This is a genomic window from Kitasatospora sp. NPDC050463 (genome assembly GCF_040655255.1).
Classification (GTDB): Bacteria; Actinomycetota; Actinomycetes; order Streptomycetales; family Streptomycetaceae; genus Kitasatospora.
The window spans coordinates 13,793-30,156 of record NZ_JBFAJO010000045.1 but is presented as its reverse complement, the minus strand read 5'-3'; the positions used below and the strand labels follow the sequence as shown (position 1 = coordinate 30,156).

Sequence of the window (16,364 nt, the reverse complement as noted above, 5' to 3'; positions counted from 1 at the left end):
GTGCCGACATTCGATCTGGCTCGCGGGCAGATGTCATTTTGCCCCTGCCGTCCGCTCTGACGGCCATCACCCGTACGGTGACCGTGGCTGCGGGCCGGTCGCGCCGGGCCGTTCGGGAGAGCTCACTGCCGTGGTTCCTCGGCCGGCGTCCGGGGTCTGGCCCGCAGGCGTCCTCGGGTTGCTCGGCGTTCGAGTTTGCGCTGTTCCGCCGCGGCCCAGCGGCTTGCCCGGGACGGGTCGAGCGGTATGCCGTGGCCGACGTGGAGCCGGGCGGGCTTGAGGTCGAGCATCGCTCGGAGGCTGGCGAGGTTGGCCAGCGGGTCGTCGTGGAAGGGCGGGTTGGCGGGGCGGCCCTTGATCAGACCCATGAACGAGTTGGCGATGAGGTCGCCCGCCACCAGGTCACCGTCGTCGGTGAGGACGGAGACGGAGCCCGCGGTGTGGCCGGGCGTGGGGATGATCCGGCCGCTGACGCCGAAGTCCGCGAGGTCCGTCTCGCCGTGGACGAGGAGGTCGGGTTCGAAGGGTTCGGCCTGTTCGTGGAGCTTCGGGTTCCGGGCCATGAGCCGTCCCATCGGCCCGGTGGGCAGGTACGGTTCGCGGATCCGGCCGGTGCGGTAGGGGCCGAGGTCGGCGGCGTGCGCGGCGATCGGCGCGCCGGTGAGGCGGCGCAGTTCGGCGGCGGAGCCGAAGTGGTCGATGTGGCCGTGGGTGATGACGACGAGGCGGACGTCGGTCGGGTCGACGCCGTGGGCGGCGACCTGTTCGGTGATGCGCCGGCCGCTGCCCGGGGTGCCGGCGTCGACGATGACCGGGTGGCGGCCGAGCAGCAGGTAGGCGTTGACGGTATGCCGGCCCAGGACCGGTATGGGGACGACCTTGGTACGGGACATCGGATGCGCTCCTTCACGAGCGGGGGTGTACGGGCAGGGCGGGGCCGCGGCTGGGGCCGGTGGTTCAGCGGGCGGTGGCGTGGGGGCGGAACCGGCGCCGGTACTCAGCCGGGGTGGCGCCCAGACGGCGGCGGAAGGCCCGGTGCAGGGTCTCCACCGACCCGAGTCCGCTGGCGGCCGCGATGTCGGGCAGGCTGCGTCCGGACTCCTCGAGCAGGCGCCGCGCCGCCTCCACCCGGACCGCCTCCAGGTAGTCGGCCGGGGTGCGTCCGGTGCAGTTGCGAAAGACCCGGGCGAAGTGGCGCACGCTCAGGTTCAGGCGGGCGGCCATGGCCTCGACCGAGATCCGCTCGGCGAGGTTGCCGTCGATCCAGCGCCGGAGTTCGTCGATGCGGTCGTCGGTACTCGCCTGGAGGGAGAGCGGCACGCTGAACTGCGTCTGCCCGCCTGGGCGTTTGACGTACATCACCATGGCACGGGCGGCGTCGAGGGCGATCGCCGGTCCGTGGTCCTCGGCCACCATGGCGAGGGCGAGGTCCATGGCGGCGGTCACGCCCGCGCAGGTCCAGATCCGTCCGGCCCGGATGAAGATCGGCTCCGGGTCGACCGCGATGTCCGGGTGCTGTGCGGCCAGTTGGTCGGCGGTGAGCCAGTGGGTGGTGGCGGGCAGGCCGGTGAGGAGCCCGGCCTCGGCGAGCAGGTGGACACCGGCACACACACCGCCGACACGCCGTGCACCCGGAGCCGCGGTGGCCAGCCATCCGACGACGTCCCGGTCGACGACGGCCTGGTAGCGGCCGCCTTCGTAGTCCATGGCGCCCGCCACGAGGAGGGTGTCGACGCCCGGGCCCACCTCGGCCAGCGACCGCGCCGCGACCAGGCTGATCCCGGCGGCGGTGGGCAGCGGGCCGGCCTGCGCAGCGGCGACCTCGACCCGGTAGGCGGGTGCGCCGCCCTCCACCAGGCGGGAGGCGACGGAGAAGACCTCCGCCGGACCGGTCACCTCCAGCAACTCGACCCCGGGGAACGCGGCGATGACGATGGTGCGCGGTTCGGGCATACCCCCGATCCTTCCGCCGCCCGGACCGCGTCCGCAAGGACCAGGTTCTGTCACATCCGGCCATCGGTCACGGCGGGAGCGATCGGGTGTCCGGGTCCGCTCGCTGTCAGGGCAGCAGGGGTCAGAAGGCTCGGCGGTTCGAACAGGTCACCGCCCCGTCGCGGCCTGCCCTGCGGGCAGCCATCCCGGGATACGGACTGGACTTCGTGGTTCTACCGATGCCGCCCGTGGAAGAGTGGCAGGATTCGTTGGATGGCCTTCGCCGTGCTGCGAGCCGCAGCACGGCAACCGGGATCGGACAGAACGCGAGGAACCAGGTGTCCTTCGAAGAATGGAGCGCACGTTGGGAATCAGTACCGCTGTCCGAGGCGGCAGAGCGCTACGACATCGGCAAAGCCAGCGACGACCTCGTGGAGGACCTGGAAGGACTCTTCGGGGACGAACCGGAGTGCTTCTTCGTTCACCAGGGTGACCTCACCATAGACGGGCCTCTGCTGATGGGGAACGACCCTGATCTGGCGCAGGACACCGTCTACGTCATCGATGGCGATCTGACGGTCAACGGGCCGATGCGCTTTTTGAACGCAGACGTCTACACGCCGCTTTACGTCACCGGCTCGGTCACCGCGCGGCACCTGATGTGCCTCATGGACAGCAACCTGTTCATCGGTGGCTCGCTCACCGTCGGGGGCCTGCTGATGACGGAACTCTCCGACCCGGGAATGTTGGTCGTACACGGTGCTGCATCTGCGGGCGAGTGGCTCGAAACATGGGACAGAGGCGACGTTGTCTTCGTCGATGGTCTGAAGGCCCGTCGGCTGCGTTTGTCCGAGGCCGATTACCTCGAACACGCCGACGCGGATGATGCGGCTGACGTCCTGTTGCCCGAGTTCCTGGACAGCGACACTGGAGACATCTCGGAAAAGCTCTGGGAAGCCGTGCTCGAAGGACGTCCCCTGCTGCGCCCCTGATCTCCTGCCGGTTTGATCGGCAGCCCCAGGGGGTGGTTGTGGCGGCGTTCGAGCACCGGGCGTCACGTGATCAGCTCGCTAGTAGTCTGCGGCCGTGTCTGATCAGATCGGCTCGGGTGAGTTCTAGCCGCTGGCGGAGGCGTCCGGCCTGCCGGTGGGTCCCGTTGGCCGCCTCGCCCCGGGGCAGCGGACACACCCGCCTCAGCCACCAACTCGCAGCCCGAACCCCCAAGGGTGTGGCTCCGGTTCCAAGGCCGCGGAATACTCGGCTGCACCCGGGGCGGGCTCGCCATAGGATCCTCGTTCGAGGCGCTGGCACGGCGCCCTGCCGACAGTGGGCACCCCACGGACCCAGGATGCGTGGCGCAATGAGCAGCCGACTCTTCGCAATCTCCTTCGACGCGCACCAGCCCGAGCGCCTGGCGCATTTCTGGTCGGGCGTCCTGGGCTTGGAGAGAGCCGACGATTCTTACGGCGGCGTCGCCCTGCTGTCCGGGAACGACGCCGGCTACCGCCTCGGCTTCCGTCCCTCCCCGGCGCGGAAGGCCGGGCAGAACCGGCTGCACTTCGACCTGACCAGCTCCTCCCTGGAGGACCAGCAGGAGACCGTGGCCAGGGCGCTCGACCTCGGCGCGCAACACTCTGACGTCGGCCAGGGACCGGACGCGTCCCATGTGGTGCTCGCCGACCCCGAGGGCAACGAGTTCTGTGTCATCGCGCCCGGCAACAACTTCCTCGCCGGCTGCGGCCTCATCGGAGCGCTCGCCTGCGATGGTTCGCAGGCCGTGGGCTACTTCTGGAGCAAGGCGCTGGGCTGGCCGCTGGTCTGGGACCAGGACGAGGAGACCGCCATCCAGTCACCGAACGGCGGTACGAAGCTCACGTGGGGCGGTCCGCCGCTCATGCCGGACCCCGGCAAGGACCTGCACTTCGACCTCGCGCCGGACGACGATCAGCAAGCGGAGGTCGAGCGCCTGCTCTCCCTCGGGGCGAAGCGTGTCCAGTCCGCCCACGGCGGGGACGGCGCGGTGCTGCTGGCCGACCCCGACGGCAACGAGTTCCGCGTGCTCGCGCGCCGGTGACCTTGCTGATCAGGTCCGCGCTGACCTCGACCGCCGCTCGATTCCTCTTACCAGCCCGGCAAGCCCATCCGTCGAGAGCCCCCGCCCCGGCTACCGCCGCCGGTCAGCCAGCACCTCGGACGACGGGTCCCGCTGGTGCGGCACCGGCGAGGGGGAGGACGGTGCGCCCGCCCCGTCCTGCTGGAGCGAGACCGTGCGCGTGGGCGCGGGGATCGAGATGCCCTCCGTTCGGTACCGCTGGTGCAGGCGCTTGATGAACTCGTGCTTGATCCGGTACTGGTCGCTGAACTCGCCGACGCCCAGGATCACCGTGAAGTTGATCCTGGAGTCCGCGAAGGTGTGGAAGCGGACGGCGGCCTCGTGGTCGGGCACGCCGCCGCTGATGTCGGCCATCACGCTGTCGACGACGTCGAGGGTGACCCTCTCCACGTGCTCCAGGTCACTGTCGTAGCCGACCCCGACCTGGACCAGGATCGACAGCTTCTGCTCGGGCTGGGAGTAGTTCGTCATGTTCGTCCGCGCCAGGCGGCCGTTGGGGATGATCACCAGGTTGTTCGACAGGTTGCGCACCACGCTGTTGCGCCAGTTGATGTCGACGACGTACCCCTCCTCCCCGCTGGTGAGCCGGATGTAGTCACCCGGCTGGACCGTCTTGGAGGCGAGGATGTGCACACCCGCGAAGAGGTTGGCGAGGGTGTCCTGCAACGCCAGCGCGACCGCGAGACCGCCCACCCCGAGGGCGGTGACCAGCGGGGCGATGGACACCCCGAGGGTCTCCAGGGCCACGAGGACGCCCATCGACAGCACCACGATCCGGGTGATGTTGACGAAGATGGACGCGGACGCCGCGACGCCCGTCCGGGACGCGGCCACCGACTGCACCAGCCCGGCCACCACCCGGGCCGCGCTGAGCGTCGCGATGACGATGAGCACGGCCGTCAGCGACTGGTCGACCAGCCCCCCGATCCGCGCGGTGAGCGGCAGGGCCGAAGCGGCCGCTGCGGCCCCGGCGAGCACGGCCGCCCAGGGGACGATGGTGCGCAGCGCGTCGACGATGACGTCGTCCCCGCTCCACTTGGTCCTGCTCGCGTGCTTGCCCAGCCACTTCATCAGAGCCCGCAGCACCAGACCGGCCACACAGCCGGAGGCCAGCGCGATGCCGGCCACCACCCAGTCGTGCAGGACCAGGTCCCGGGTCACCGCCCCGCCCCCGCAGCGTGGAGGGCGAGGAAGCGGGCCGCCGCGGGCCGCCGTATGTGCTGTGTCATCACCTTGTCGCCTGTCAGGTCGTGTTGTTCGCAGCCACGTCGGAGCGGATGTACGCATTCCGAACGGACTGCCATCCTGCCCCATGGCCCGGCCGCCGCGACGAGCAGCCCGTCGTGCAGCCGGTCCGCCTCCGCTCGCAGACCGCAGCGCCTGTCAGGAGCCGCGCCGCCGGATGCGCGAGGACGCCGCCGCCCGCCAGACCGCCCTCGACGAGGCCGCCGCCGAACGGGACGCGATTCCTGCGCCGGCACGACAACCGCCTGCGCCAACCCGAGGGAGCCCGCGGTGCTGCGGGACACCCCGCGATCAGTACCAGCAGCGGCAGGAGCAGCGGAGACAGGGAGAGCAGTTGCGGTGCCGGCCCGAGCTCAGCAGGACGCCACCTGGCCGCCAGCAGATCTCCAAAGCTCCGCTCCCTGCTCTGCGAGTACTACCCCGCCGCCCTCGACGCGTTCGCCCCCTGGCTGACGGTCAACGCCGCACCCACCCGGTGTCCCGGCTCGGGGTCACATGTGCGTGCCGCCGTCGATCCGGATCTCGGTGCCGGTGACGAAGGCGCCGTCGTCCGAGGCCAGCATGGCGATCACGCCGGCCACCGTCTCCGGGCCGGCGAAGCCCTGGCCCAGCGCGGGGGAGAGCTTGGCGAGCAGGCTGAAGTCGGCGTCCGCGGGCAGGCCCGGGTTGTTGGTCATGCCGCTGTCGATGCTGCCGGGGGCGACGCAGACCGCGCGCAGGCCCTGCTTCGCGTACTCCGAGGCGATCGCGTGCGTGAACGACTGGATGCCGCCCTTGGTCGCGGCGTACGCGGCCATGTAGGGGTGGGCGAAGGTCGCGGAGGTGGAGCTGAAGTTCACCACCACGCCCCGGCCGCCGGCGAGCAGGGCCGGCAGCGCCTCGCGGGTCATCAGGAACGTGCCGGTCAGGTTGACCGCGATGAGCTTGTTCCAGAACTCCAGGCTGGTCTCGTGGGTGTGCGAGGACCGCAGGATCCCGGCGGCGTTCACCAGGACGTCCAGCCCGCCGAGCCCGGCGACCGCCTCGGCCACGCCCGCGCGGACGGCCGCCTCGTCCGCGATGTCCACGACCGACGTGGTCAGACGATCGGCGGTACCGTCGCCGGCCGCCCGGTCCAGCGTGGCCTTCAGGCCGTCCTCGTTGACGTCGACCGCGACGACCCGCCCGCCCTCGGCGAGGATCCGGTGCACGGTGGCCCGGCCGATGCCCGAGCCGCCGCCGGTGATCAGGACGGTCCGTCCGCTGAAGCGCTCCATGGTGGTTACTCCGTTCGTTGGTGGTCTCGCGACCTCGCCTGACACGGTACGCCGAAGTGGCACAACGTGCCAATAAGTCATGATGTGCCAAACTGGCACGATGCGTCACTCGGTCCTGACCTGCCATCTCGGCACCTGAGGCCGTCACGGCACGTCACGTCGCCCCGATCGCGCCGCGCATGTCGCGCCACCGCGGCACGACACGCCGCCGTGGCAGATCACGCCACTACGGCAGGGCACGCCGTTGCGGCACGACGCGCCACTACGGCACGACACGCCACTACGGCACCCTGCGCCATGCCACGCCACGTACCGGTCCGCGTACGCTGAGCCCGTGATCGGACGCCCCACCCTGAACCAGCGCCGCCGCGACACCACCCGCCTGGAGATCGCCCGCACGGCGGCCGCGCTCTTCGCCGAACGCGGGGCCGAAGCGACCACCGCCGAGGAGATCGCGCTCGCCTCCGGCATCTCGGTGCGCACCTTCTACCGCTACTTCTCCGTGAAGGAGGACGCCGTGGCCCCGCTGCTGGCGGCCGGCGGCCGGCGCTGGGTGCTGCTCTTCGCGGAGAGTTCGGCCGACCTGCCGGTGCGCGAGGCGCTGGAGCGTTCGGCGGTCGAGTCGCTGACGCCGACCGAGACCCCCGCCGTCGAGGCCATGCACTGGACCCGCGACCTGCTCCGTGATCCCCGCCTCGACTCGGTCTGGCAGCGGGTGCACGCCGACTCGGAGGAGCGGCTGCGCGCGGTGCTCACCGCCCGCTGCCCCCGGGGCACCGACGCGCTGGAGATCCGGCTCGCGGCCGCCGCCGCGACCACCGCCATCCGGGTGGCCCTGGAGGAGTGGGCCTTCTCCGACGCTCCTGCCACCGGGCCGGGCTCACCCCAAGAGCTGGGCGTCCGGTGCATGCGTGAACTGACCGCCGGCTTGCGCCTCTGGAGCAGCGTCAGCTGACGCGACCTCAGCGGCCGCCCGTTCCAGGCTCCACCCGCCCTCGCACTCGCCCCACGCCCGGTAACCACCCACGCCGCGCCCACCCCGCGCCCACCCCGATCGGCCATCCCCGCTGGTCGGCGGGTCCGATCGGGCCCGGCGGACCGCTAGGGTTGTTGATCGAGCCTCGGCGGTGGCTTCCGTGGTGGACGGGGGAACCGGGGTGGCCGTCCCGGTTGTCCTTACAGCGGGGGGCGGAGGAGTTCGAGGCGTGGGAGCAAGCAGGACATGGGTCTGACGAGCCACAAGGTGTTGGCGCTGACCGTATTGATCGCCGTGGTGATGACGGCCGGCACGGTCTGGCTGTGGCCGAGACTGGCGGGGAAGACCTGGCAGGCGGTGCTCGGCCGGATCGGTACGCTGCTCGCCACCCAGCTCACCGTGCTCGCCGCGCTGGGCCTGGCGGCCAACAACTACTTCGCCTTCTACAGTAGTTGGGACGACCTGCTCGGCACCGGCGACAGCGGCCCGGTCGTCATCCACAACAAGGCGGACGCGTCCGGCCGCCTGCAGGTGGAGACCATCGGGCACGCGTCCGTCAAGGGCGGCGGGGCGCTGGGCCGCGACCCGAAGCAGTCCGGTGAGATCCGCGAGGTCCGGATCGACGGCGCCACCACCCGGCTCTCCACCGAGGGGTACGTCTACCTGCCGCCGCAGTACTTCCAGCCGGAGTACGCGCAGAAGCAGTTCCCGGCGGTGATCGTGAGCACCGGGTTCCCCGGTATCGCGAAGAACCTGGTGACCCGGCTGAACTACCCGGGTGCGGCGCTCAAGCTGCTCCAGGAGGGTCGGATGCAGCCGACCGTGATGGTGCTGATGCGCCCCTCGCCCGCGCTCCCGCAGGACACCGAGTGCGAGGACATCCCGGGCGGCGCACAGTCGGAGACGTACTTCACCAAGGACGTCCCGGCCGCGATCCAGGCGACCTACCGGGTCTCCGCCGACCCGCAGGCCTGGGGCTTCATGGGTAACTCGACCGGCGGCTACTGCGCCCTCAAGCTCGCCATGCGCCACCCGGAGGTCTTCCCGACCGCCGTCTCGCTCTCCGGCTACTACCAGGCCGCCGACGACCCGACGACCGGGGACCTCTTCAAGGGCAGCCAGCAGCGTCGCAACGAGGCCGACCTGATGTGGCGGCTGAAGAACCTGCCGCAGCCCGCGGTGTCCGTGTTGCTGGCCGGCACCCGGGAGGGCGACGGCGACTACCGGCGGGACACCGAGGCGTTCGTGGCCGCCGCACACGGCCCGATGAAGGTCTCCTACAGCATGATGAAGACCGGTGGCCACAACTTCGAGACCTGGAGCAGGCTGCTGCCGTCCTCGCTGGAGTGGCTCTCCCAGCACCTCAGGGTGCCGGACCGGACGGTCTGACCGGGCCGTCCGACCGGGCCGTGGGACCGGGCGGGCGCCGGGCGCGACGGTACGGCCGGCACGGCGGCCGGTGGCTCAGGCCACCGGCTCCAGCGTCCCGGTGTGCAGCTCGCCGACCCGGCCGCCCTCGCCCTCGTACGTCCAGAACGCGCGCACCGTCAGCTTGCCGAGGTCCATCACATGGCTCACGGTGATGCCGCTCTGCTCGGTCCAGCTCACGAAGTACAGCTCCGGCCCGATCTCGGCGATGTGCAGCGCCACGTCCTCCCACTGGCCCGCCGACTCGCCGAGGCCCTCCCAGCGCAGCCGCTTGCCGTCGGGCGAGTAGGCGTTGCGGAAGGCCGCGCCGTTGTCGACCTGGAAGAGGTAGGTGCGGCCGGCGAAGGCGGGCAGGGGCGCGGTCATGGCGGGACTGGTCCTCGTCTCTCGTCTGTGCGGTACGGCTGGACCCCCAACCTATCCGACCGGCCGACTTTCGCGGCGGACTCGCGGGCACCCCGCCGCCGGGCAGCGCCCCACGCCGCCCGGCCGCCGGGCGCGGGCCGAAGCCCGGCCCACCACCCCTCCGCCCGGCCCCTCCGCCCGGCCCCACCGGCCGCCCTCGCCGGCCGCCCCGACCGGCCCCACCGCCAACTGATCAACTCCACCGGCGACTTGATCAACTCCGCGCCGCTCCACTGTGAGCTGCGCGACATCGTCCCCTGCCGAGTTGTCGCCTTCCGGACGGCCTGCCTAGCCTGCACGAGTCCGTCTTCGCGGACCCCGCCGTCGGGACGCCGAGTCCTGTCCACCCGCCGGTCGGCAGTCGAGCACCACGGCGGACGGGAGCGGGGGACCCAGGTCAGTGCCCGGCCCGTGCGCTCTCGCGTACCGGTCGAGGCTAGGGGTGAAGCCGCTCCACAGGCGGCCGGGCAACCTCAGCCCGAACCCGACAGCTCACCTCGCAGGCGTCACAGAGGACACTGCCATGCAGAAGCCTGCCCGGCGCGCGATCCCGCGCCATGCCCGCCCCTCCCACCGAGGCCGCAAGGCCGCCTTCGCCGCCACCGGCGCGCTCGCCATCAGCGGCGCCGGCCTGCTCGGCGTCCCGGCGCTCACCGGCGCCCAGGCGGCCACCGTGCCGACCGTCACCCAGGACAAGCTCGCCCCGGCCACCATGGTCGCGGGCAAGGCCACCACGGCCGCGCTGACCGTCCACTCGTCGGCCTGCTTCACCGCCAAGACCGTCGGTGTGGGCGTTCGCGACGCGGCCGGACACAACCTCGACTTCCCCGGCAACGTCTCCAACGCGCAGATCTGCCCCACCGGCCTGTCGATCACCACCGGTGCCCGCACCCTGCCCGCCGGGACGTACACCCAGTTCGGCTTCTGGCAGGACTTCGGCGGCGCCTGGCACAATCTGCCCTCGCGCCAGCTCGTGGTCTCCAGCACCACGGCCACTCCCAGCCCGACGCCGACCGCGACGGCCACCCCCAGCCCGACGCCGACCGCGACCGCCACGTCGACCCCGGTCACCGGCGCCCCGGTCGCCGGCAAGTCGCTGACCTGGTCGGACGAGTTCAACAACCCGATCGCCTACGGTTCGCGCTGGACCGGCGACAAGAGCAGCGCCTACCACTACGGCAACCACAACCCGGACGACAACAAGCTCGACTGGCTGAACAAGAACAACGTCGCCGTCTCGGGCGGTGTCGCCACCTTCACCGCCAAGCCGGGTGCCAACACGCTGGAGAACGGCAAGCAGTCCTGGGACACCGGGCTGCTCACCACCGAGTACTCCAGTGAGGGCTTCCAGGTGAAGACCGGCGACTACGCCGAGACCCGGGTCAAGCTCCCCGCCGGGACCGGCGCCTGGCCGGCCCTGTGGACGTGGAAGAACGGCAACGGGGAGATCGACTCCTTCGAGTACCACCCCGACAACCCGAACCTGCTGGAGCTGACCAACCACGTCAACCCGGGCCACCTGTACTACACCGACGCCAAGGCGATCGCCAAGGACGGCTGGGTCACCATCGGCACCCACTACGGCGCCACCTCGGTCGACTGGTACGTCAACGGGACCAAGGTCTTCTCGGACGGCAAGGGCGTCGGTGCCAACTGGTCGGCGTACCTGATCCTCAACCTGTCCCTGAGCGCGGGCCAGTACCACCCCGCGCCGCAGGGCACGGCTCCGATCACCTTCGCCGCGGACTACGTCCGGGTCTACCGCTGAACCCCGGCCGGTCCTGAGCCCCGGCCGGTCCTGAGCCCCGCCCGGTCCTGAGCCCCGGCCGGTCCTGAGCCCCGCCCGGTCCTGAGCCGGCCGGTCCTGAGCCCGGTCCGGGCCGTACCGCGCTGGGCCAGAACGGCCCAGGACGGTACGGCCCGGACCGGCACGGTTCAGTTCCGGGCGGTCTGCACCACCTGGATCTCGAACGGCTGCTTGTTGTTCGCCTCGTTCCGGTCGTCGTCGCCGCGCACCGCGACCCAGCCCCCGGTCAGCGTGCCGGGGGCCGGGAGGTCGGCCGCCAGCCGTACCGGGATCAGGGCCGTGGCGGTCCGGAACTTCGGCAGCCCGGCCGGGAAGACGCAGCGCACCCGGTGGCCGTTCTGGAACGCGGAGCAGTTCTCCGGGAAGAACGGGCCCTCGGGCGTCACGCCCTCCGGCAGGGTGACCACCACGGTGAACGACGAGGCCGTCCGGTCCGGGCCGAGGTTGCTGACGAAGGCGTGCACCGTGGTGGTGCCGCCGGGGGCGGCGGCTTCCGGATCGATCCGGACCACCTGGAGGTCGGAGTCGGACGGGACCGGTGCCGCGGCGGGTGCCGGCGCCGCGGACCCGGCGCCGGCCGCCGGGTCCGGATCGGCCACCGGGCAGGTGGCCCCCCATGCGGGACCGGCGGCCAGCGCCGTCACCGCGCACCCCACCGTCAGTGCCCTGCCGAGGTGACTTAGAACGGACCTTCTGTGCGACATCGTCGCTCACCCTGCCCTCTGCGTTCCGGCGCCCCGCACCGTCGCGGGCCGCGTCCGCACCAGCGTGACCGACCGGTTCGCCGCCGTCGCCGCAACCCGCCCTCGGGCCGCTCGAACGGGGGAACCGCCGTTCGGGAAGCCGGGTGGTCCGACGACCCGTACGGACGAACTCCGGTGACGACGCGTCAGGGGGCGAGGACCTGTCCCAGCCGGGCCGCGATCTGGTGCATCACGGGGACGAGCGAGGCCGCGCCCGCCTGCTCCTCCAGCGCCCGGATCCGGGCCTCCGGGCCGGAGACCGAGAGTGCCGTCGGGGTCGGCGCGCCGGGTACCGCGAGGGCGATGCAGCGCACCCCGATCTCCTGCTCCTGGTCGTCCACCACGTAGCCGCGCTCGCGCGCCTGCGCCAACTGGAGCAGCAGCTCCTGCGGGTCGGTGACGGTGTACGAGGTGTGCGCCGGCAGCGGGTTGGGGCCGAGCACCGCCCGCGCCTCCTCCTCCGGCAGCTGCGCCAGCAGGGCCTTGCCGACGCCCGTGCAGTGCGGCTGCACCCGGCGGCCGACCTCGGTGAACATCCGCATCGAGCGACGCGACTGCACCTGTCCGACGTACACCACCTCGCCGCCCTCCAGTACGGCCAGGTTGGCCGTCTCGCCGGTGGCCTCCATCAGTTCGGCCAGGTAGGGGCGGGCCCAGCTGCCGAGCAGTCGCCCGGCCGTCTCGCCGAGCCGGATCAGCCGTGGGCCCAGGGTGTAGCGGCGTGCGGTGTCCTGGCGGACATAGCCCTGCTGCACGAGGGTACGAACCAGGCGGTGGATGGTGGGCATCGGCAGCCCGGAGGAGGTGGAGAGCTCGCTGAGCGTCGCCACGCCACCGGAGTCGGCCAGCGCCTCCAGCAGCAGGAAGGCGCGCTCGACGGACTGCACGCCGCCGCTCGCGCGGTCCGGCCCTGTCGTCGATGCTGTGTCGGGGGTCGCGACCACCGGCGTTCCCTTCGCTGTCGGGGGAGGAGTAGAGTCCCAGCGATCATCTCAACAAACCGTTGAAATTCTGTATCGCGGAAACTAGTCTCCACCTTACAGAATCGAACCCTCCGACAGGCGGGGTTCAGATCGGTTCAGATCAAGGACGTTCCCACCGGAACTGCCTTCGCCATGCTCAACCGTCTTAGGAGTGTCCTGCTCATGGCTACAGATCAGGGACCCGCCGGCGCCTCCCCCGCCGCTCCGGTCGTCACTGTCGCCGGTCCGCGAGTCCACCGGGCCGAGGAGGTGCTCACTCCGGAGGCGGTCGCCTTCGTCGTCGGCCTCCATCGTGCTTTCGAGGACCGCCGGCAGGAGCTCCTGGTGCGCCGCAGGACCCGCCGTGCCGAGATCGCCCGCACCGGCACCCTGGACTTCCTCCCCGAGACGGCCGCCGTCCGCGAGGGTGACTGGACGGTGGCCGAGGCCCCCCGCGCCCTCCAGGACCGCCGGGTGGAGATCACCGGCCCCACCGACCGCAAGATGGTCGTCAACGCCCTCAACTCCGGCGCCCGGGTCTGGCTCGCGGACTTCGAGGACGCCACCTCGCCGACCTGGGAGAACGTGATCGGCGGGCAGATCAACCTGATCGACGCCTTCGAGGGCCGGATCGACTTCACCTCCTCGGCCGGCAAGGCCTACACCCTCAGGCCCGCCGCCGAGCTGGCCACCGTCGTGGTCCGGCCGCGCGGCTGGCACCTGGACGAGAACCACCTGCTGGTCGACGGCCGACCGGTCGCCGGGGCCTTCCTCGACTTCGGCCTCTACTTCTTCCACAACGCGGCGCGGCTGCTCGCGCGCGGCGCCGAGGACCCGAACTCCGGCCCCTACTTCTACCTCCCGAAGACCGAGAGCCACCTGGAGGCCCGGCTCTGGAACGACGTCTTCACCCACGCCCAGGCCGCGCTCGGCATCGCGCACGGCACCGTCCGCGCCACCGTGCTGATCGAGACCATCACCGCCGCGTTCGAGATGGACGAGATCCTCTACGAGCTGCGCGACCACGCGGCCGGGCTCAACGCGGGCCGGTGGGACTACCTGTTCTCGATCGTCAAGAACTTCCGCGACGCCGGTGAGCACTACATCCTGCCGGACCGCAACACCGTCACCATGGCCTCCCCGTTCATGGCCGCCTACACCCGGCTGCTGGTGCAGACCTGCCACCGGCGCGGCGCGCACGCCATCGGCGGCATGGCCGCGTTCATCCCCAGCCGCCGCGACCCCGAGGTCAACGCGGCCGCCCTGGAGAAGGTCAAGGCCGACAAGGACCGTGAGGCCGGCAACGGCTTCGACGGCTCCTGGGTCGCCCACCCGGACCTCGTCCCGGTCGCCCGCGCCAGCTTCGACGCCGTCCTCGGAGACCGCCCGCACCAGAAGGAGAACCCCGGCCCGGCCGAGCCCGTCACCGCCGCGCAGCTGCTCGACATCGCCGGCGCCGGCGGCCACTGCACCCGCGCGGGCCTGCACAACGCCGTCCAGGTCGGCGTCCGCTACATCGAGGCGTGGCTGCGGGGCCTCGGCGCCGTCGCCATCTTCAACATGATGGAGGACGCCGCGACCGCCGAGATCTCCCGCTCGCAGATCTGGCAGTGGATCCACAACGGGGTCGTGCTCTCCGACACCGGGGAGAAGGCCACCGCCGACCTGGTGCGCCGCCTGGTGGCCGAGGAGCTCGCCGGGCTCCGGGCCGAGCTGGGCGACGACGGCTACGCCGGTGGGCGCTGGCGCGAGGCGGCCAAGCTCTTCGAACAGGTCGCCCTGGCCGAGGACTTCGCGGACTTCCTGACCCTCCCCGCGCTGCCCCTGCTGGGCTGAGCCCAATCTATCCGCGCGCGCAGCCGCTGCCGCCTGCCGGCTTGTAGCACTCGGAGCGCCCCTTTGCTCCGTTCCGTACGGCGACGAATCCACCTGTCCTCTCGTCGCCGTACGGAACGGCCCTGTCCGGAGGAACCCTCGTGGCACGCATCTTCTTCAACGGCCAGGCCATGGTCGGCGGCCCCTTCCACGCCTCGGTCGCCGACGCGCTGGTCGGCCCGGTCCGCACCGCGCCGGGCTACCGCTTCTTCTCCATCGGTGACGTCTGCCCGGGCCTGCTCGCCGACCCGGGCGTCGACACCGCCATCGAGGGCGAGCTGTACGACATCACCCTCGAACACCTTCGCGACGTGATCCTGCCCGGCGAGCCCCGTGAGCTCGAACTCGGCGTCATCACCCTGGCCGACGGCACGCCCTGCCTCTCCATGCTGCTCGCCCGCGGCGAGGCCGACCGCGGCGTCCACCGTGAGATCACCGGGTACGGAGGCTGGCGCGCCTACCTCGCCACCCTCGGCCGCACGGCCTGAGCCCGCCCGGGGTCAGCGACCAGCCGGCGGACCCCGAGGGGCGCTGACAGACGCCGTCCGCCGGGCCCGTCACCCGTCGTCACCCTCCCCGTCGTCACCCGTCCCCGCCCGCGGCCAGCGCGTCGCCGAGCCGGCTGCGCCGGTACAGCACGCGGTGGCCGTGCCGGGTGCGGTCCAGCAGGCCAGCCGAGGCGAGCGCGCCCAGGTGGCGGCTGACCGCGCCCGGTGTGACCCCGATCCGCTGGGCCAGCTCCGTCGTGCTCGCCGGGACGGTCAGCATCGCCAGCAGCCGGGCCCTCGGCGCTCCGATCAGCCCCTCCAGGGCTCCGCCCGCCCGCTCCGGCCGCTGCGGGCCCAGCCCCTCCGCCATCGTCGCCTTGCCCCGCGCCGGGTAGCAGACCAGCGGCGGCCCCGTCTGGGTGACGTCGGTCTGCGCGCCGAGCCCGAACAGCGTCGGGATCAGCACCAGCCCCCGCCCGGCGACGTCCACCGTGGTGCCCACCGCCTTCACGGCGGGGTGCGGGTCGACGAGGCGCAGCACCCCGGCGTGCCAGGTCAGCCTGACGTCGAGGTCTGCGAAGAGCCCCTCCGCCCCGCGCTCCGAGAGCATCCGGCCCCGGTGGGCGATGTCCGCCTCCAGCACCGACCGGGCCCGCGGCCACCAGGCGGGGGAGAGGCAGCGCGTCCAGTACAGGTCCAGCGCCTCGGCCACCCGGGCGGTCAGCGCCGCCGGGTCGTCGATCAGCGCGGCCAGTACCGGCGGCAGCGGGCTCGCCGTCCCGCCGCCCCGGTACGCCTCCAGCACGTCCGCCCGCACCACCTCCGCCGGGGTGGCCGCCAGTCGCGCCAGCTCGGCCGCGAAGTCCGGGCGCGGCCCGGCGGGCCGTGGCGTGAGGAAGTCCGGCACGAAGCCGACCGGCGCGATCATCGACTCCAGCAGCTCGGTGTCCAGCGTCTCGTAGCGCTCCTGCCAGTCGGCGATCCACGGCTGCTGTTCCGGGTAGCGGCCCGGCGAGCGGCGGGCGCGCATGCTCAACACCGTCTCCTGCAGGGCGGAGTAACCGAACCAGGTGGCGGCGAGGTCGTCGACGCCCAAGTGGAACTCGAACATTGACCGTAACGGTAAATGAGTTC

General features: G+C 71.9%; 15 protein-coding genes and 1 riboswitch. Of the genes, 7 read left to right on the top strand and 8 right to left on the bottom strand.

What is annotated here, in order from left to right:
* Positions 1-122 precede the first annotated feature (122 nt).
* Together AB0J08_RS26115 and AB0J08_RS26110 are read right to left on the bottom strand one after the other, a co-directional pair.
* Positions 123-893 (bottom strand): MBL fold metallo-hydrolase, encoded by a 771-nt coding sequence (locus AB0J08_RS26115; RefSeq protein ID WP_360639035.1) that lies wholly within the window; start codon positions 891-893, stop codon positions 123-125.
* Positions 894-957: 64 nt separating this feature from the next.
* A complete protein-coding gene (locus AB0J08_RS26110; RefSeq protein WP_360639032.1) occupies positions 958-1,953 on the bottom strand; it encodes a helix-turn-helix domain-containing protein in 996 nt (331 codons plus the stop codon).
* 227 nt (positions 1,954-2,180) lie between these two features.
* Here AB0J08_RS26110 and AB0J08_RS26105 point away from each other — a divergent pair, with 227 nt between their 5' ends.
* Both AB0J08_RS26105 and AB0J08_RS26100 read left to right on the top strand, forming a co-directional pair.
* Positions 2,181-2,924 (top strand): hypothetical protein, encoded by a 744-nt coding sequence (locus tag AB0J08_RS26105; protein WP_360639029.1) that lies wholly within the window; start codon positions 2,181-2,183, stop codon positions 2,922-2,924.
* 368 nt (positions 2,925-3,292) lie between these two features.
* Positions 3,293-4,006 (top strand): VOC family protein, encoded by a 714-nt coding sequence (locus AB0J08_RS26100; RefSeq protein WP_360639026.1) that lies wholly within the window; start codon positions 3,293-3,295, stop codon positions 4,004-4,006.
* A 90-nt stretch (positions 4,007-4,096) separates the two neighbouring features.
* Here the strand turns inward: AB0J08_RS26100 and AB0J08_RS26095 are convergent, their stop codons facing one another.
* Together AB0J08_RS26095 and AB0J08_RS26090 are read right to left on the bottom strand one after the other, a co-directional pair.
* Entirely contained in the window at positions 4,097-5,206 is a 1,110-nt protein-coding gene (locus tag AB0J08_RS26095; RefSeq protein ID WP_360639023.1) for a mechanosensitive ion channel family protein, read from the bottom strand.
* Positions 5,207-5,781: 575 nt separating this feature from the next.
* Complete coding sequence (locus tag AB0J08_RS26090) at positions 5,782-6,546, bottom strand: SDR family oxidoreductase (RefSeq protein WP_360639020.1); 765 nt, start codon at positions 6,544-6,546, stop codon at positions 5,782-5,784.
* Positions 6,547-6,880: 334 nt separating this feature from the next.
* Here AB0J08_RS26090 and AB0J08_RS26085 point away from each other — a divergent pair, with 334 nt between their 5' ends.
* Positions 6,881-7,501, top strand: coding sequence for a TetR family transcriptional regulator (locus tag AB0J08_RS26085; protein ID WP_360639017.1), 621 nt, complete (start codon positions 6,881-6,883; stop codon positions 7,499-7,501).
* A gap of 267 nt (positions 7,502-7,768) precedes the next feature.
* Positions 7,769-8,911, top strand: a complete 1,143-nt coding sequence (locus tag AB0J08_RS26080; RefSeq protein ID WP_360639014.1) for an alpha/beta hydrolase-fold protein — start codon at positions 7,769-7,771, stop codon at positions 8,909-8,911.
* Positions 8,912-8,986: 75 nt separating this feature from the next.
* On the opposite strand, the gene AB0J08_RS26075 is transcribed toward AB0J08_RS26080, so the two are convergent.
* Positions 8,987-9,316: a hypothetical protein gene (locus tag AB0J08_RS26075; protein ID WP_360639011.1), complete on the bottom strand. Its 330-nt coding sequence runs from the start codon at positions 9,314-9,316 to the stop codon at positions 8,987-8,989.
* Between the two features lie 395 nt (positions 9,317-9,711).
* A riboswitch (cyclic di-AMP (ydaO/yuaA leader) is annotated at positions 9,712-9,876 on the top strand.
* Positions 9,877-9,878: 2 nt separating this feature from the next.
* On the opposite strand from AB0J08_RS26075, the gene AB0J08_RS26070 reads away from it, so the two are divergent.
* Positions 9,879-11,123, top strand: coding sequence for a glycoside hydrolase family 16 protein (locus tag AB0J08_RS26070; protein WP_360639008.1), 1,245 nt, complete (start codon positions 9,879-9,881; stop codon positions 11,121-11,123).
* 167 nt (positions 11,124-11,290) lie between these two features.
* Here AB0J08_RS26070 and AB0J08_RS26065 read toward each other — a convergent pair whose 3' ends face one another.
* Positions 11,291-11,806 (bottom strand): hypothetical protein, encoded by a 516-nt coding sequence (locus AB0J08_RS26065; protein ID WP_360639005.1) that lies wholly within the window; start codon positions 11,804-11,806, stop codon positions 11,291-11,293.
* 245 nt (positions 11,807-12,051) lie between these two features.
* Entirely contained in the window at positions 12,052-12,849 is a 798-nt protein-coding gene (locus tag AB0J08_RS26060) for an IclR family transcriptional regulator (protein WP_360639002.1), read from the bottom strand.
* Positions 12,850-13,050: 201 nt separating this feature from the next.
* Here AB0J08_RS26060 and aceB point away from each other — a divergent pair, with 201 nt between their 5' ends.
* On the top strand, positions 13,051-14,703 hold the full coding sequence (gene aceB / locus AB0J08_RS26055) for a malate synthase A (protein ID WP_360638999.1): 1,653 nt from the start codon (positions 13,051-13,053) through the stop codon (positions 14,701-14,703).
* A gap of 140 nt (positions 14,704-14,843) precedes the next feature.
* A complete protein-coding gene (locus AB0J08_RS26050; protein ID WP_360638996.1) occupies positions 14,844-15,230 on the top strand; it encodes a gamma-glutamylcyclotransferase in 387 nt (128 codons plus the stop codon).
* A gap of 94 nt (positions 15,231-15,324) precedes the next feature.
* On the opposite strand, the gene AB0J08_RS26045 is transcribed toward AB0J08_RS26050, so the two are convergent.
* The gene (locus AB0J08_RS26045) at positions 15,325-16,341 is read right to left on the bottom strand and encodes a helix-turn-helix domain-containing protein (protein ID WP_360638993.1); all 1,017 of its coding nucleotides are present in this window, start codon (positions 16,339-16,341) and stop codon (positions 15,325-15,327) included.
* Positions 16,342-16,364 lie beyond the last annotated feature (23 nt).

What these genes read in the sequence shown, in the direction of transcription:
- aceB (WP_360638999.1), top strand. Translation starts at nt 13,051, where the DNA reads ATGGCTACAGATCAGGGACCCGCCGGCGCCTCCCCCGCCGCTCCGGTC.
- AB0J08_RS26090 (WP_360639020.1), bottom strand. Translation starts at nt 6,546, where the DNA reads ATGGAGCGCTTCAGCGGACGGACCGTCCTGATCACCGGCGGCGGCTCG.
- AB0J08_RS26110 (WP_360639032.1), bottom strand. Translation starts at nt 1,953, where the DNA reads ATGCCCGAACCGCGCACCATCGTCATCGCCGCGTTCCCCGGGGTCGAG.
- AB0J08_RS26080 (WP_360639014.1), top strand. Translation starts at nt 7,769, where the DNA reads ATGGGTCTGACGAGCCACAAGGTGTTGGCGCTGACCGTATTGATCGCC.
- AB0J08_RS26045 (WP_360638993.1), bottom strand. Translation starts at nt 16,341, where the DNA reads ATGTTCGAGTTCCACTTGGGCGTCGACGACCTCGCCGCCACCTGGTTC.
- AB0J08_RS26115 (WP_360639035.1), bottom strand. Translation starts at nt 893, where the DNA reads ATGTCCCGTACCAAGGTCGTCCCCATACCGGTCCTGGGCCGGCATACC.
- AB0J08_RS26100 (WP_360639026.1), top strand. Translation starts at nt 3,293, where the DNA reads ATGAGCAGCCGACTCTTCGCAATCTCCTTCGACGCGCACCAGCCCGAG.
- AB0J08_RS26070 (WP_360639008.1), top strand. Translation starts at nt 9,879, where the DNA reads ATGCAGAAGCCTGCCCGGCGCGCGATCCCGCGCCATGCCCGCCCCTCC.
- AB0J08_RS26075 (WP_360639011.1), bottom strand. Translation starts at nt 9,316, where the DNA reads ATGACCGCGCCCCTGCCCGCCTTCGCCGGCCGCACCTACCTCTTCCAG.